Annotated in this window: 13 protein-coding genes; 2 read left to right on the forward strand and 11 right to left on the reverse strand. The window is 55.4% G+C overall.

Annotation, left to right across the window (positions count from 1 at the left end; genetic code table 11):
• From appC to puuD, 11 genes are all read right to left on the reverse strand, one after another.
• A complete protein-coding gene (appC, locus tag OGY37_RS15740; protein ID WP_148362394.1) occupies positions 1–1,545 on the reverse strand; it encodes a cytochrome bd-II oxidase subunit 1 in 1,545 nt (514 codons plus the stop codon).
• Between the two features lie 89 nt (positions 1,546–1,634).
• The gene (locus tag OGY37_RS15745) at positions 1,635–2,492 is read right to left on the reverse strand and encodes a hydrogenase expression/formation protein (protein WP_286621286.1); all 858 of its coding nucleotides are present in this window, start codon (positions 2,490–2,492) and stop codon (positions 1,635–1,637) included.
• Positions 2,492–2,893 carry a hydrogenase-1 operon protein HyaE gene (gene hyaE, locus OGY37_RS15750; protein WP_286621199.1) on the reverse strand — a complete coding sequence of 134 codons (402 nt, stop codon included), beginning with the start codon at positions 2,891–2,893 and terminating at the stop codon, positions 2,492–2,494. The genes OGY37_RS15745 and hyaE overlap by 1 nt, the downstream gene beginning before the upstream one ends.
• Before the next feature lie 5 nt (positions 2,894–2,898).
• Positions 2,899–3,480: a hydrogenase 1 maturation protease gene (hyaD, locus tag OGY37_RS15755; protein ID WP_063941954.1), complete on the reverse strand. Its 582-nt coding sequence runs from the start codon at positions 3,478–3,480 to the stop codon at positions 2,899–2,901.
• Positions 3,477–4,211 carry a Ni/Fe-hydrogenase b-type cytochrome subunit gene (gene hyaC, locus OGY37_RS15760; RefSeq protein ID WP_032942451.1) on the reverse strand — a complete coding sequence of 245 codons (735 nt, stop codon included), beginning with the start codon at positions 4,209–4,211 and terminating at the stop codon, positions 3,477–3,479. The genes hyaD and hyaC overlap by 4 nt, the downstream gene beginning before the upstream one ends.
• Before the next feature lie 18 nt (positions 4,212–4,229).
• Positions 4,230–6,023, reverse strand: a complete 1,794-nt coding sequence (gene hyaB, locus OGY37_RS15765; protein WP_032942453.1) for a Ni/Fe-hydrogenase large subunit — start codon at positions 6,021–6,023, stop codon at positions 4,230–4,232.
• Positions 6,020–7,147 (reverse strand): hydrogenase 1 small subunit, encoded by a 1,128-nt coding sequence (gene hyaA / locus OGY37_RS15770; RefSeq protein ID WP_286621201.1) that lies wholly within the window; start codon positions 7,145–7,147, stop codon positions 6,020–6,022. Before hyaA ends, hyaB begins: the two co-directional genes overlap by 4 nt.
• Positions 7,148–7,355: 208 nt before the next feature.
• Positions 7,356–8,636 carry an NAD(P)/FAD-dependent oxidoreductase gene (locus tag OGY37_RS15775; protein WP_063941957.1) on the reverse strand — a complete coding sequence of 427 codons (1,281 nt, stop codon included), beginning with the start codon at positions 8,634–8,636 and terminating at the stop codon, positions 7,356–7,358.
• A gap of 2 nt (positions 8,637–8,638) precedes the next feature.
• Entirely contained in the window at positions 8,639–10,126 is a 1,488-nt protein-coding gene (gene puuC, locus OGY37_RS15780) for an aldehyde dehydrogenase PuuC (RefSeq protein ID WP_048226397.1), read from the reverse strand.
• A 138-nt stretch (positions 10,127–10,264) separates the two neighbouring features.
• Positions 10,265–10,822 carry an HTH-type transcriptional regulator PuuR gene (puuR, locus tag OGY37_RS15785; RefSeq protein ID WP_003830877.1) on the reverse strand — a complete coding sequence of 186 codons (558 nt, stop codon included), beginning with the start codon at positions 10,820–10,822 and terminating at the stop codon, positions 10,265–10,267.
• A 25-nt stretch (positions 10,823–10,847) separates the two neighbouring features.
• The gene (puuD, locus tag OGY37_RS15790; RefSeq protein WP_043015313.1) at positions 10,848–11,612 is read right to left on the reverse strand and encodes a gamma-glutamyl-gamma-aminobutyrate hydrolase; all 765 of its coding nucleotides are present in this window, start codon (positions 11,610–11,612) and stop codon (positions 10,848–10,850) included.
• Positions 11,613–11,824: 212 nt separating this feature from the next.
• Between puuD and OGY37_RS15795 the strand changes: the two genes are divergently transcribed.
• Positions 11,825–13,243 carry a glutamine synthetase family protein gene (locus OGY37_RS15795; protein ID WP_286546149.1) on the forward strand — a complete coding sequence of 473 codons (1,419 nt, stop codon included), beginning with the start codon at positions 11,825–11,827 and terminating at the stop codon, positions 13,241–13,243.
• Positions 13,244–13,590: 347 nt separating this feature from the next.
• Positions 13,591–14,979: an APC family permease gene (locus OGY37_RS15800; protein ID WP_286546147.1), complete on the forward strand. Its 1,389-nt coding sequence runs from the start codon at positions 13,591–13,593 to the stop codon at positions 14,977–14,979.
• Positions 14,980–15,137 lie beyond the last annotated feature (158 nt).

Raw genomic sequence — 15,137 nt, forward strand, 5'->3', positions numbered from 1 at the left:
TTATCCCTGTTGTTGCGCTGGTTGCTGGTTATGCATTGCATCTGGGCCAAGGCGCGCGTATTTCTGCATCAGGTAGACTTCAGCAATTAAAAACAGGGTGTAAAGCGTGAGAATTAGCCCCATCGAGAAGGCCAGCTGACCTGCGCTTAACGCGGAGTGGGCGTACCAGGTCGGCAAAATATCCTGAATTGCCCATGGCTGGCGGCCAAACTCCGTCATAAACCAGCCAGCTTCGATGGCAATCCACGGGAGCGGCAGGCTCCACAGCGTCATGCGCAGTACCCAGCGATGCTGGTCGATACGCCAGCGTAAGGTTTGTATCAGCGCAATCGCCATCACCAGCAGCAGCAGTGAACCGCATGCAATCATGATGCGAAAGCTCCAGAACACGGGGGCCACCTGCGGGATAGCGCCGCGTTGCGCGGCCTGATATTGCGCTGGTGTAACGTGGTTCATGTCAGGCGCGTAGTTCGCCAGCAGGATGCCGTAACCCAGATCTTTCTCCACAGCGTGAAAAGCGTTCAGTACCTGAGGCGTGCGGTTACCTTTGGCAATTTCCTGCATCAGCAACCACGCTTCCCGGCCTCGCTGCAGACGGGGGAGCGCGTCCGCCATCAGGTTTTTCAGCCCCGGAACCGGCGTATCTAAAGAGTGGGTCGCAAGGATACCCAGCAGGGCCGGTATTTTTACGGCAAAGGCGTTACGCTCTTGCTCCTGCTGCGGCCAGGCAATGACATGAAAGGGCGCGGGGGCCGGTTCGGTTTGCCATTCGCCTTCCATTGCCGCCAGTTTTACCGGCTGGAGCTGGGCGACCTCATAGGCTGAGCTATCACCCAGTTGTAGAGTGCCGAGGATAGCCAGCGTGCCAAAGACGGAACCCACCGCGAAGGAGCGCCGGGCGAACTCGCGATTGCGACCGCGCAGCAGATACCAGGCGCTAATGGACATCACAAACATGGCGCCGGTGACATAACCGGACATCACGGTATGCACAAATTTCACCTGGCTGACGGGGTTAAAGACCAGCTCGCTAAAGCTGCTCATCTCCATGCGCAGGGTATCAATATTAAAGTGAGCGCCTGTTGGATATTGCATCCAGCCGTTGGCGTTGAGGATCCACAGGGCCGAGATGTTAGAGCCAAACGCGACCAGCCAGGTCACCAGTAAATGCTGATACTTGTTTAAGCGCTGCCAGCCGAAGAAGAACAGTCCCACGAAGGTGGATTCAAGAAAGAAGGCCATCAAGGCTTCCATCGCCAGCGGGGCACCGAAAATATCACCCACATAGTTGGAATAGAGCGACCAGTTCGTACCGAACTGAAACTCCATGGTCAGGCCGGTTGCCACGCCGAGCGCAAAGTTAATACCGAATAGCTTTCCCCAGAAACGCGTCATGTCGCGGTAGACTGTTTTGCCGGTCACCACGAACAGGGTTTCCATGATGGCCAGCAAAAAAATCAGCCCCAGCGTCAGGGGAACAAACAGAAAATGGTACAGCGCGGTCAGCGCAAACTGCCAGCGCGATAGGTCAATGACGTCCCACATGCTAACTCCATCAGGCATTAGAGAGTGAATAGGTAAGGAAGAAAACGCCAGACCCGCAGTAGAAAAGTACGCGGGTCTAAAGAGGGGGATCAGGCAGGCGGGCCGGATGCCAGCCAGCCGCAGACTTCATCCAGGCGCTCGAGCGAGTCGAGCAGATCTTCCGGTGCGGCCAACACCAGTTCCGGCAACGGACAGATCTCATAACTTTCAAGCAGAAGCCCTTTCAGGGTATCCAGACAGCGAACATGCCAGACATGGCGCAGCGCCGTGGCGTCGATTTGGCTCTCGCCGTAGCCGATGGTGCGGATCTGAATGTGCCCTTTGCCGCACAGGCGGGCGAGGAACAGGCGATCCGCGTCGCTAATCGGCAGTTGGGTGAGGTTAATGCTATGGGGAAGTGTGGCCGGATCGCGCACGTGCGCCAGCAGTTCCTGGGCCAGCGTCAGGCCATTCATCAACCCATCTATAGGCGGAGGCAGCAGGCTATCGTCCGGCAGCGTATTGATTGTTGCCGCCTGCCACAGCGCCCGTGGCGCACTGCCTGCTTCCAGATGTTCCTGCCATTGCCCCTTGTTATTCTGACTACGCACCCGCCAGATGCCGCAGAAAATCGACTCCTGAATCTCGCTCGCCCTGCCGTCAGCATGCTGGATGCGCACGGAAACTTCGCCTTCGCCGAGCAGCGTATTCAGAAAGGTAAGATCGTCTGCATTGAGCGCGGATAAATCCCATCCCAGTACGTCCTGTTTAGCGGGAATTCTCCGGGCGAGCTGGTGGCGCACATCGGCTAACAATGACATTACCGCCGGGCTGTGCGGACAGTTTTCCAGTGTTGCCATGCTGGGGTCGCTGTTGACCTGGCAGGTGAGGGGCAAGGGATTCATGCTGAAGCTGTCATCGCCCGGCTGCGTTCCCGGTCCCAGCAGATGAAAAAAGGAATCGCTCATCATGCAGACTCCGGCGGTATACGTTGTTCAACGAGGGGACGCATCAGGTTGAGCAGGTCGGCCCACGGGTGGATACCGCTGAGAATGCCGCGCAGCTCGCCTTGGGTAAATACCAGGGTAGCCGGAAAACGGAACACGCCAAAGCGATCGCCGATCGCCTCGCTGTGTTCAAGATCCGCCATGGCGATGTGCCACTCAAACTGGGGAAACTCGCGGAGCAACTCGGCAATCATGACCGGGTTATCGCTGACTTCCGGTGTACGGCGGGGATCGCTACTGAGCAGGACCACGCCATCGCGCACACGGGTTACCCAGTCATCCAGTTCAGATGCGCTCAGAGGTTGCCAGCCCCTGGCCAGCATTCGCTGCCATAGCGCAGAAAACGGTTGGTCATTCAACATGTTAATTATCTCTCCAGCGTTACGCGATACTGGCGAATACGCACGCCTTCATAGTTTTCCATCGACAGACAGTCATAGTTCAGGCAACGTGTTTCATCGCTTGTTTGTGGCGCAATGCCCCACGCGGCCAGTTGCGTAAGCGCGGCCTGTTCTGCCGCCGGGAGCTGAGCGCGCGCGATGTCGGTCAGGCTGCCGCCATAGTCGTCCAGCTGTACCGGTTGTAGTCCCACCAGAGCGATGTGCGCGGGGAGATGGCCGCGAATATCCGCCAGAGCCAGCACTTCAGAGAAGCTGTTCTGATGCAGACTCATTTTTTTGGCGCTGAGGTAACTCGGGACTTTGTCTCCGGCGTAAGTTTGCAGGGTGCCTGGTGCGAGCCCGTAGTCGATGGCGTCAAGCAGCAGCAAATGGCTGGCCTGCTCAACGTAGCCCAGCAGATTCAGTCCCTGCGTGCCGCCGTCAACAATCTCTACCGATTCTGGCCAGTGATAATGGGCGTACAGGCGCTCAGCGAGGCGAATACCAAACCCTTCATCTGCCCACAGCAGGTTGCCTAAGCCCATCACGATGACGTTAGGTTCGCTCATGACGCCTCCTTATCGTGCTGGCCTTTGGGAAATTTATGGCTACGAAAGCCGTTAATCATGGTTGAGATGACGGTCTCGTCAGACATGATGTCCTCACGAATCGCCATATACACATGGCCTACGATGAAGGCGGCGATGAACCACATCCCTAACCGATGCCAGCTGTGGATATCGAGAGAGTTCCCGCCGGTCCAGTAGAAAAACTCCGTCACATAGCGGAAAGGGGTAAAAATGGCGTACTGGCTATGTTCGCTGTATAAGGCAAAACCGGTGAGGATCATAAAAACGGAAAGCAGGAAATAACCGCACATCGCCGCCTGCGCGATGGGGTTATGACCGATATCATCTCCCGGTTTTTTTTCCAGAAACAGATACCAACGCACCACAGAATACGCACCCTGCCACCAGCTGCGTCGCCAGACCGGCACGATAAACAGTTCGCGTGAATAGCGGTTACCGACGAAGGCCCAGTAAATGCGCATCAGCAGTATCACCGTGAATACCATGGCGGCGGCGAAATGCACCAGCCGGATGTCGCCCATGTAGAACAGATAAGTGGCCTCACCGCTGACCGACGGCAGCGGTCGGCCAATGAAGTATCCGGTCACCATCAACACCAACATGCAGCCCACCGTCAGCCAGTGCCACAAGCGTACTGGCGCTTCAAACACATAGTGGCTGGTGGCGGTATCACGCGCCTCCCCGACGCGTGGGGATGTTTTTCCAGTCATCGTTCCGTTCCTTAACGCTTAGCGAACCTGGACGGCGATAAGTTCGCTACCGTCGTCGCCGAGTACGTGGGTTGAACATGCCAGGCAGGGGTCGAAGCTGTGCAAGGTGCGCAGGATCTCCAGCGGTTGATCCGGTATCGCCATTTGGGTGCCCATCAGCGCCGCCTCGTAAGCGCCAATTTGTCCCTTTGGATCGCGCGGGCTGGCATTCCAGGTGGTCGGCACCACGCATTGATACAGGTCGATCTTCTGGTCGCGAATCGATGCCCAGTGGCCTAATGCTCCGCGCGGCGCTTCGGTAAAACCGATCCCGCGACAGTGCTGCGGCCAGCTTTCAGGCTCCCACTTTTCGGTATTTGCGGTAGCCAGATTGCCGTTTTTCAGGTTGGTCATCAGCTTGTCGAAGAAATATTGCAGCTTGCTCACGGCCCACTGCGCTTCGTGCGCGCGACACAGAATACGTCCCAGCGTTGATTGCATACCCGACAGCGGCAGCTTGAGGGCAGACATCATGCGATCCACGGATTCAATCGTGGCGGCATCCCCTTTGTGATAGGCAATCAGCGTACGTGCCAGCGGCCCAACTTCCATAGCGTGTCCCCGCCAGCGCGGGGCTTTAATCCACGAATAGCGTTCCTGTTCGTTGAGCTGCTTGATATCGGTATCGCTGCCTTTGACATCGCCCGGGTTATACCAGGGTTCAGTAATCCCTTCGAACGGATGACGACCTAATTGATCGTCCGGATAACGATACCAGGCATGATCGACAAACTCCTGAATTTGCTGCTGATCGTCCAGGTCCACCGGCATGACGTTGTTAAAATCACCGTTAATCACCGCACCGCCAGGCATCAACAGGCTCTTCGCGCTGAAGTCATTGGCGATATCCGGGAACGCGCCGTAGCTTAAGACGCACTTATCAGAAAGCCCGGTGCCAATCTGGCTCCAGGGTTTATTGAACTGGCCGATAGCCAGCGCGTCAGGCACCATGACGTTGTTGATGAAGTCGGCGGTGCGGGTGATGATCGACTGCACCAGGTTCAGGCGTTCCATATCGACTGCGCCTACCGCGCCGCTCTGATCGATATTGATAGCGCACGGCATCCCGCCGACAATCCAGTTCGGATGCGGATTCTTACCGCCAAACACCGTATGGATTTTGATGATCTCGCGCTGAAAATCGAGCGCTTCCAGATAGTGGGCAAAGCCCATCAGGTTGGCCTCTGGCGACAGCTTGTACTGCGGATGTCCCCAATAACCGTTGCGGAAAATCCCCAACTGACCGCCTTCGACAAATTTCTTCAGGCGATTTTGAACGTCAAAGAAGTAGCCTGGAGAAGACATCGGCCAGGCTGAAAGGCTTTGTGCCAACTGCGATGTGGCGCGCGGGTCTGCTTTCAGGGCATTCAGCACGTCAATCCAGTCCATTCCGGCTAACTGGTAAAAGTGCACCAGATGGTCGTGGCACCACAGCGTCGCCAGCATAATATTGCGAATGATGTTGGCGTTGTCGGGCACCTTGATGCCAATAGCATCTTCAATGGCATAGACCGAGGCGAGCGCATGTACGCCGGTGCACACTCCGCAAATTCGTTCGACAAATGCCCAGGCATCGCGCGGGTCGCGCCCCTGTAGAATGATCTCCAGCCCGCGGAACATGGTGCCGCAGGAAACCGCGTTGGTGATGATGTTCTGCTCATTAATGTTCACTTCACAACGCATATGGCCTTCAATGCGCGTGATGGGGTCGACAACCAGGCGGCGACCGGCATTATTGACCGTATATCCCTGGGTTTGATACGAATTGCTCATGCCTGTTTATCCTTATGGTCTGGCGACTGTTGTCCGGCGTCTTTTAATTGCTGTTTGTGGCGGTTGTGTTGATTGACGGCGCTGGCGACCGCGTGGACGCCGACACCGGCCGCCACGACGCCAAGCGCGGTGAGGCCCACGGTATCGGCGGTTGAATGCGTTCCCATCTGTGGAATATCGACCACGCGGCTGTAGAACGAACCGCGATCCCAGAAGCCGTTCTCCGAACATCCCAGACAACCGTGCCCGGACTGGATGGGGAAGGAAACGCCGCCATTCCAGCGGGTGGTGGAGCAGGCGTTATAGGTGGTTGGCCCTTTGCAGCCCATTTTGTACAGGCAATAGCCTTTGCGAGCGGCGTCATCGTCCCAACTCTCAACGAATTCCCCGGCATCAAAGTGGGCGCGGCGGTAGCATTTGTCGTGGATACGCTGACCATAGAACATCAGCGGACGCCCAAGACGGTCGAGTTCAGGCAGCCTGTCAAACGTCACCAGGTAGGTAATGATGGCGCTCATGACATCCGGAATCGGCGGGCAGCCGGGCACTTTCACGATCGGCTTATCGGTGATCACCTTATCGATTGGTGTCGCCTGGGTGGGGTTAGGCCGGGCAGCCTGTACGCAGCCCCAGGAGGCGCAGGTTCCCCAGGCGATAATCGCGCTGGCACCTGCCGCGGCTCGTTTTAGTTTTTCAATAAAAGGGCGCCCGCTACTGATGCAAAACATCCCTTGCTCGCCCAGTGGAGGATTACCTTCGACTGCCAGAATATATCGGCCGTGGTAGCGGCTCAGAATGTCTTCAAATACCTCTTCGGCCTGCGTTCCGGCGGCGGCCATCAAGGTGTCGTCGTAATCGAGGGAAATCAGGGAGAGGATGACGTCTTTGGCAAGTGGGTGAGAGGAGCGGATAAATGATTCGGTGCAGCAGGTGCATTCCAGCCCGTGGATCCAGACTACCGGGATCCGGGGTTTGTTCTCCAGCGCCCAGGCAATTCTGGGCGTCATTCCGGCTCCCAACCCCAGCGATGTAGCCGCGAGGCTACAATATTTGAGAAAACTGCGTCTGCTCACGCCTTTGCGGCGCATCGCCTGATAAAAGGTCTCCTCGTTATTCGTATTCATAACACGCGTTTCTTCCCCCGTTGAGTTCTGGCGCATGCCGCCAGCGATATCTAAAAAAGCGTATCCGATCGGAAGGGAGAAACAATGCAAAGAGTGTGGTTATGTCCTATTGCGGTATTTTCGTACCTGTTATCTGTTTTTCGCTTTCCAGGAATAAAAAAACGCACAGGGGGGACCGCCCTGTGCGTCGGGTTTATCGCGGAAGAACTTAAACCCCAAGGCGATCGCGTAAGCTGTAATATGCCGCCCCCATGGCGGTAAACGGAATGCGCAGGCTGCGGCCTCCCGGGAACGGGTAGTGCGGCAGTTTGGCGAACGCGTCAAAGCGCTCGGCATCCCCACGCAGCAGTTCGGAAATCAGGCGTCCTGCAAGGTGAGTACAGGTCACGCCGTGGCCGCTGTAGCCCTGCATATAGTAGATGTTGGTATCAAGACGGCCGAACTGCGGCATGCGAGACAGCGTTAACAGGAAATTACCGGTCCAGCGGTAATCAATTTTTACCCCCTGTAATTGCGGGAAGGTCTTCAGCAGTTTCGGCATCACCAGACGCTCAATATCATCCGGATCGCGAGCGCCATAGACTACACCGCCGCCGTACAGCAGGCGGTTATCGCCGGTCAGACGGTAGTAATCGAGCAGGTAGTTACAATCTTCCACGCAGTAGTTTTTCGGGATTAGCGAGCGCGCCATCTCCGCCGACAGCGGTTCGGTGGTTAATACCTGCGTGCCGCACGGCATACTGCTTTTTGCCAGCGCAGGCTCCAGTTTGTCTCCGAGGTAGGCGTTGCCCGCGACGATCACAAAGCGGGCTGTCACCTGACCTTTTTCAGTGCTGATCACTGCAGGGCTGGTGTGCTGAATACGGGTGACTGGCGACTGTTCGTAGACGCGTCCGCCGTTCAGACGAATGGCGTTAGCTTCGCCAATCGCCAGGTTCAGCGGGTGAATATGACCACCGCTGTGGTCGAGCAGCGCGCCGACATAACGATCGCTGCTGACTTCGCGACGAATTTCACTGCTGTCTAACAGTTCAAGCTGCGTGTTGCCGTAGCGTTCCCAGTTCGACTTCTGCTCTTCCAGCGTTTCCATCTGTTTGTGGTTCAGCGCTACAAACAGCCCGCCGGGACGATAATCGCATTCGATCTGATAACGCTTGATGCGTTCGCGGATGATATTGCCGCCTTCAAACATCATTCCACCGAGCATTTTAGCGGCGTCCGGGCCATAGGTACGTTCGATAACGTCGATATCGCGACTGTAGGAGTTCACCAACTGACCGCCGTTACGTCCGCTGGCCCCGAAACCAATACGCGCGGATTCCAGTAGCACCACGTCGTAACCCATTTCCGCTAAATGCAGGGCGGAGGAGAGTCCGGTATAACCACCGCCCACCACGCAAACATCACAGCTAACCGATTCGCTAAGGGTTGGAAACGGTTCGTACTGATTGGCGCTTGCGGCGTAATAACTGCTGGTATGTTCAGTCATGATTAAGACTCCAGGGAGATCCAGATGGTTTTCAGTTCGCTAAATTTTTCCAGCGCATGCAGGGATTTATCGCGTCCGTTACCGCTTTGCTTATAACCGCCGAACGGCACGGTCATATCACCGTCGTTGTAGTTATTCACGAAGACTGAGCCGGCTTTCAGGCGACGGCTCATACGGTGGGCGCGCGACAAATCGCGGGTCCAGACCGCGGCGCCGAGGCCGTAGTCACTGTCGTTAGCCAGCGCCAGAGCTTCGGCTTCGCTGCTAAAACGGGTGACGACCAGTACCGGGCCGAAGATTTCATCACGGCTAACGTGGGCCTGCGGTGCGGTATCGACAAAAATCGTCGGGCCGATAGCGGCGGGATGTACGTGGCTGCGGCCATCCAGCGCCAGCGTGCCTTGCGCTTCGCCGTCGCGAATAAATCCGTGCACGGTGTCGGCATGCGCATTGTCGATAAGCGTGCCCATCGTGGTTTCCGGATCCAACGGGTTGCCAGGCTGCCAGTTTTTCGCCTGCTCTTTCAGCAGGGCGATGAACTCGTCGGCAATGCTCTCTTCCAGCAGCAGACGCGTACCGGCGATACAAACCTGGCCCTGGTTATAGAAGATACCTGCCGCTGCATTAGCGGCGGCTTTCGGCAGATCCGGACAGTCGGCAAACACGATATTGGCGCTTTTACCTCCGGCCTCCAGCCAGACGCGTTTCATGTTGCTGTCGCCAGCGTCTTTGAGCAGTTGCTTGCCGGTACGGGTCGAGCCGGTAAAGGTGATCACATCAACATCCGGATGCTGTGACAACGCCTGGCCCGCTTCGTGACCATACCCGCTAACAACGCTGAGAACGCCATCGGGCAAACCTGCTTTTTTAGCCAGCGCAGCCAGGCGAATGGCGGTCAGCGGTGATTTTTCGGAAGGCTTGAGGATCACGCTGTTGCCCGCCGCCAGTGCCGGGCCGAGTTTCCAGCAGGCCAGCAGCAGAGGAAAGTTCCACGGTACAATGGCCGCAATCACGCCTACCGGTTCGCGCACAATCAGTGCCAGATCGTTCACCGAGGTGGTGGCAACTTCGCCATAGACTTTATCTATAGCTTCGGCATACCAGCGGATGGCGCGTGCCGCGCCGGGAATATCATCACGCAGGCTATGGCGAATCGGTTTACCGGTATCGAGCGTTTCCAGTAGCGCCAGCTCCTCGTGATGCTGCTCCATTAAATCCGCTAGCTTGTGCAGTACCGCCTTGCGTTCTGCGGGTGAGGCTTGCGACCAGTCTCCGCGTTCAAAGACGGTACGGGCTGCGGTGACCGCGCGGTCCACATCCGCTTTTTTACCGCGGGCGACTTTAGCCAGAGGACGTTGTCCTGCCGGATCCAGCGTAATAAAGGTTTCGTTATCAGCGGCGGCACAATATTCGCCGTTAATAAATAAACGGGTCTCTGGTGAATAATGGCTGGCTTTCTCACGCCAATATTTAAGATTCTGAAAGTTCATAGCTACTCCTTTTATATCAATAAGATAAAGTTCGTTGCTGATCTTTTTCAGGCAAAATCAGGCTGCACGATGCCCCAGGGATGTACCCTGTTAATGCGCGTTATTTAAGAAGGCCTGAGAAACTCAGGCCGCTACTTATTAGAAAGTGGTGGGAGTGTGGGCACTGATGATGCGGCAGATCCCTGCCGAGGTGTTGCTGAAACTGTGTGGTATGCCAGTGTTAATGGCATAGCTTTGTCCTGCAACAAGAGGATACGTTTGACCGTTGATGGTCAGTATCACTTCACCTTCCAGTATTGTGCCAATCTCTTCACCCTGGTGTTTAATTCTCTCCCCGGTTGTCGTACCTGGCTGATAGGTTTCAAACATCATTGCCAGCGTACGATTCGGATTTCCGTTGTGTACCAGCTTCATGGATACTCCCTGACTCCCGATCTCAATCAAATCATCCTGATTGATAACCACCTGCGGTTCGTCAGGCTTTTCCGGTTCCGCGAAGAACTCGGAGAGCGACAGCCCATATACTTTCAATAGCTTTTGCAGCGTACTGATGGCAGGACTGACTTTATCCTGCTCTATGGTGCTGATGGCGCTATGCGTTAACCCAGACAGTTCGGCGGCACGACGCTGCGAAAGACCCAATTGCTGGCGGATCTCTGACAAACGTTTACCCGGCGCCAGGCCGTCATCGCTCATAATTGCATTTCCTTAACTGTAGTGGTCAGAGTCGCTGTTTTTCAGCGAGGTGGTTCTGACAAGCGGTGATAAAACCTTCAAGTAACAAACGCGACAGGGCGTATTCGCTACTGTTCCATTCCGGGTGCCACTGCACGCCGAGCGCGAAAGGATGGTCATGGACGCTGGCAGCTTCCACTAATCCATCCTGCGAGCGTGCTTCCACGCGCAGCTGCGGGCCAAGGGTTTTTGCGCCCTGACCATGCAAGGAGTTAACCCAAAACGTGCTGCAACCTGGTATTAACTGAGATAGCAATCCTCCCTGTTGAACCTGGACTTCATGAGATGGCGCATATTGCTGCTCCACCGGGAGTTCCGCATCTTCACGATGTTCCAGGAACTGTGAGTGATCGCACAGGCGACGATACAGAGTCCCGCCAGTGGCGACAACTAATTCCTGCAAGCCCCGGCAGATGGCGAAAATGGGAATGCGCCTTTCGAGCCCGGCGGTAATTAGCGCCATGCTCAGAAGATCACGCCCGGGATCGGCGTCAGACTCATCGCCATTTTCACCATAGAGGTGCGGCTGCACATTGCTTGGGCTTCCTGGCAGGAAGATACCGTCCAGTTTCGGTAACAGCGCGTTCAACAATTCGGGTTCCGCGAGCGCATGGGGAAGCGCTATCGGTAATCCACCGGCATTTAATACCGCATTCAGGTACTTTTCTTGCAGAGTCTGGGTCTGGTGACCCTTAAGCCTGTTCCTACACATCACTACACCAATAACTGGCTTGTCAAATATATTGCCCATGATCGACCTCACGTTTTGGAATAAATTATTGCCAAACGGATCCTTGTTGTGCCATTCCGTTCATTATTTTCTCAATCTAGCAGCGGAATAACCTTCTAGCAAACTTAATTTAACATTTGACAAACAATTTGTTTGCATCCAGAGTCGAAGGGTGGACATTATATTTAACAGTCAAATCACAGAACAGCTTACCAGGCCAACGGCGGTGAATCATGGAAACCAATATCGTAGAAGTTGAGAATTTTGTTCAGCATTCTGAAGAGAGACGAAGTAGCGCGTTTGCGCGCGAAGTTAAGCAGTATCTGGAACGCTATCCTAATACGCAGTATGTGGATGTGTTGTTAACCGACCTTAATGGCTGTTTTCGCGGTAAGCGCCTTCCCGTTGCGGGATTGCATAAGTTAGAGAAAGGCTGCTATTTCCCGGCATCCGTTTTCGCGATGGATATTCTGGGCAATGTGGTCGAAGAGGCGGGATTAGGCCAGGAGCTTGGCGAACCGGATCGGACCTGTGTACCCGTGGCAGGTACGTTAACCCCTTCGGCTGCCGATCCGGAATTTATTGCGCAGATGATGCTGACGATGCTGGATGAAGATGGCGCTCCCTTTGACGTTGAGCCGCGGAACGTTCTTAATCGACTCTGGCAGAAACTTCGCCAGCGCGGTTTGTTCCCCGTCGTAGCGGTAGAGCTGGAGTTCTATTTACTCGATCGTAAGCGCGATCCCGAAGGTTATTTGCAGCCGCCGTGCGCGCCGGGAACGGACGACAGAAATACCCAAAGTCAGGTTTACTCGGTTGATAACCTGAACCATTTTGCTGATGTGCTGAACGATATCGATGAACTGGCCCGTTTGCAGCTGATCCCGGCTGACGGCGCGGTGGCTGAAGCCTCCCCTGGGCAGTTTGAAATCAACCTCTACCATACCGACAACGTGCTCGACGCCTGCGACGACGCACTGGCGCTGAAACGTCTGGTACGGCTGGTGGCCGAGAAACATAAGATGCATGCCACGTTTATGGCAAAGCCTTATGAGGAGCATGCCGGTAGCGGGATGCATATCCACATCAGCGTCATGAACAATAAAGGCGAGAACGTGCTGGCCGATGCGAATGGCGATGATTCCACGTTACTTAAGCGTGCGCTTGCCGGGATGATTGATCTGATGCCCGCGTCAATGGCGCTGCTGGCGCCGAATGTAAACTCCTACCGCCGCTTCCAGCCGGGGATGTATGTTCCGACTCAGGCTTCCTGGGGGCATAACAACCGTACGGTGGCGCTGCGTATTCCCTGCGGCGACCGTGATAACCATCGGGTTGAATATCGCGTAGCGGGGGCTGATGCCAACCCGTATCTGGTGATGTCGACCATCCTGGCGGGGATCCTTCACGGTCTGGATAACGAGTTGCCATTGCAGGAAGAAGTAGAAGGCAACGGACTGGAGCAGGAAGGGTTACCGTTCCCGATTCGCCAGAGCGATGCGCTGTGGGAGTTCATGCAAAACGATCATCTGCGTGAGTTGCTCGGGGAGCGGTTTAGCCATGTGTATCACGCCTGTAAAAACGATGAACTTATCCAGTTTGAACGTCTGATAACCGACACTGAAATTGAGTGGATGCTGAAAAACGCCTGACCATTCGTTTTACAGGTCATTGAAAAAGAAGTCGCATCATGCGGGCTGAGCGGAGCCAGCCCGTAAAAATTGCAGGAATACCTGCCATTTCCCGGATGTCGCGTAATGGAGCGCGGGCGACAACGGGTCTTCAGATAACCGACAGAGTTTGTGACGAGGAAATGTGATGATGCCAATGTTTAAAAACCCGCCCCGCGTGAGCATCCATGGCTCCCGCAGTAATTACGGACCGCATCTGTGCCGTACAACATTGACGCCTTTCTTATGGCTTTCCTCCCCGACACGACCCAGGTCTGCTGTACCCACGTTTCGAACGCAGATCTGGACTCGTCGCGGGGAGGAAAGCTATGTCGACTAATTCTTCTGCGGATCTCTCTGCTCAGCCGGGCAAAGCACAGCTGCGTAAATCCCTCAAGCTGTGGCAGGTGGTGGTGATGGGGCTGGCCTATCTTACACCGATGACGGTGTTTGACACCTTTGGCATTGTTTCGGGTATCAGCAATGGCCATGTTCCGGCTTCCTACCTGCTGGCCCTGGCGGGCGTTTTGTTTACCGCCATCAGTTATGGAAAGCTGGTGCGCCAGTTTCCACAGGCCGGCTCGGCCTATACCTATGCACAAAAAGCGATCAACCCACATGTCGGGTTTATGGTTGGCTGGTCGTCACTGCTTGACTACCTTTTCCTGCCGATGATTAACGTACTATTGGCGAAAATTTACCTTTCCGCGCTGTTCCCGGGGGTTGCGCCTTGGATTTGGGTGGTAATGTTCGTCGCGATCCTCACCGCGGCCAATCTGAAAAGCGTTAATCTGGTAGCGAACTTCAATGCGCTGTTTGTACTGGTGCAGGTGGCGATCATCGTGGTGTTCATTTTCCTCGTGGTGCAGGGGCTGCACAAAGGGGAAGGGGTTGGGACCGTCTGGTCGCTGCAACCGTTTATCAGCCAGAATGCGCATTTGATCCCGATTATCACCGGGGCGACCATTGTCTGCTTCTCGTTTCTCGGCTTTGACGCGGTGACGACGCTCTCTGAAGAGACGCCGGATGCTGCGCGCACCATCCCGAAAGCTATTTTTCTTACCGCGCTGTACGGTGGGCTGATCTTCATTGCCGCCTCGTTCTTTATGCAACTGTTTTTCCCGGACATTAGCCGATTCAAAGACCCGGATGCGGCGCTGCCGGAGATTGCGCTGTACGTCGGCGGCAAGCTGTTCCAGTCTATTTTCCTGTGTACCACCTTTGTGAATACGCTGGCTTCAGGTCTGGCGTCGCATGCCAGCGTTTCGCGTCTGCTGTACGTGATGGGCCGCGATAACGTCTTCCCGGAGAAGTACTTTGGTTATGTCCATCCCAAATGGCGTACTCCCGCGTTGAACGTCATCATGGTTGGGATTGTGGCGCTGTCGGCCCTGTTTTTTGACCTGGTGACTGCCACGGCGTTGATTAACTTTGGTGCGCTGGTGGCCTTTACGTTTGTTAATCTCTCGGTGTTTAACCACTTCTGGCGTCGTGAAGGACGCAAGCATACCTGGCAGGAGAAGCTGCACTATCTGGTATTGCCAATGGTCGGTGCCGCCACGGTTGCCGTACTGTGGGTGAATCTTGAGGTGACATCGTTGACGCTGGGGCTGGTATGGGCCGGCGTCGGGCTGGTGTATCTTGCCTGGCTGACCGGACGTTTTCGCAAACCGCCGCCGCAGTTTGACGCCGCGAAAACTGAACGGGTATGGGAGTGATGGATATGGAATCTGCAGAGATCTGGTAATGACGATTAATATTTAGCAGGGGGCCAGATTTACACCATCGGATGTGAAAGTCGGCCGTAGCTTTCGGCTAGTCAAATGAAAAACGGTATGCCACGGTGGAGAGTCGTGGCATACCTGCTTAGCGGTGT

The sequence above is a fragment of the Citrobacter sp. Cpo030 genome, from assembly GCF_030333005.1.
Taxonomy (GTDB): Bacteria; Pseudomonadota; Gammaproteobacteria; order Enterobacterales; family Enterobacteriaceae; genus Citrobacter; species Citrobacter portucalensis.

Excerpts from the sequence above, each read along its gene's own strand:
- appC (WP_148362394.1), bottom strand. The coding sequence starts at position 1,545 with ATGTGGGACGTCATTGACCTATCGCGCTGGCAGTTTGCGCTGACCGCG.
- OGY37_RS15745 (WP_286621286.1), bottom strand. The coding sequence starts at position 2,492 with ATGAGCGATTCCTTTTTTCATCTGCTGGGACCGGGAACGCAGCCGGGC.
- hyaE (WP_286621199.1), bottom strand. The coding sequence starts at position 2,893 with ATGTTGAATGACCAACCGTTTTCTGCGCTATGGCAGCGAATGCTGGCC.
- hyaD (WP_063941954.1), bottom strand. The coding sequence starts at position 3,480 with ATGAGCGAACCTAACGTCATCGTGATGGGCTTAGGCAACCTGCTGTGG.
- hyaC (WP_032942451.1), bottom strand. The coding sequence starts at position 4,211 with ATGACTGGAAAAACATCCCCACGCGTCGGGGAGGCGCGTGATACCGCC.
- hyaB (WP_032942453.1), bottom strand. The coding sequence starts at position 6,023 with ATGAGCAATTCGTATCAAACCCAGGGATATACGGTCAATAATGCCGGT.
- hyaA (WP_286621201.1), bottom strand. The coding sequence starts at position 7,147 with ATGAATACGAATAACGAGGAGACCTTTTATCAGGCGATGCGCCGCAAA.
- OGY37_RS15775 (WP_063941957.1), bottom strand. The coding sequence starts at position 8,636 with ATGACTGAACATACCAGCAGTTATTACGCCGCAAGCGCCAATCAGTAC.
- puuC (WP_048226397.1), bottom strand. The coding sequence starts at position 10,126 with ATGAACTTTCAGAATCTTAAATATTGGCGTGAGAAAGCCAGCCATTAT.
- puuR (WP_003830877.1), bottom strand. The coding sequence starts at position 10,822 with ATGAGCGATGACGGCCTGGCGCCGGGTAAACGTTTGTCAGAGATCCGC.
- puuD (WP_043015313.1), bottom strand. The coding sequence starts at position 11,612 with ATGGGCAATATATTTGACAAGCCAGTTATTGGTGTAGTGATGTGTAGG.
- OGY37_RS15795 (WP_286546149.1), top strand. The coding sequence starts at position 11,825 with ATGGAAACCAATATCGTAGAAGTTGAGAATTTTGTTCAGCATTCTGAA.
- OGY37_RS15800 (WP_286546147.1), top strand. The coding sequence starts at position 13,591 with ATGTCGACTAATTCTTCTGCGGATCTCTCTGCTCAGCCGGGCAAAGCA.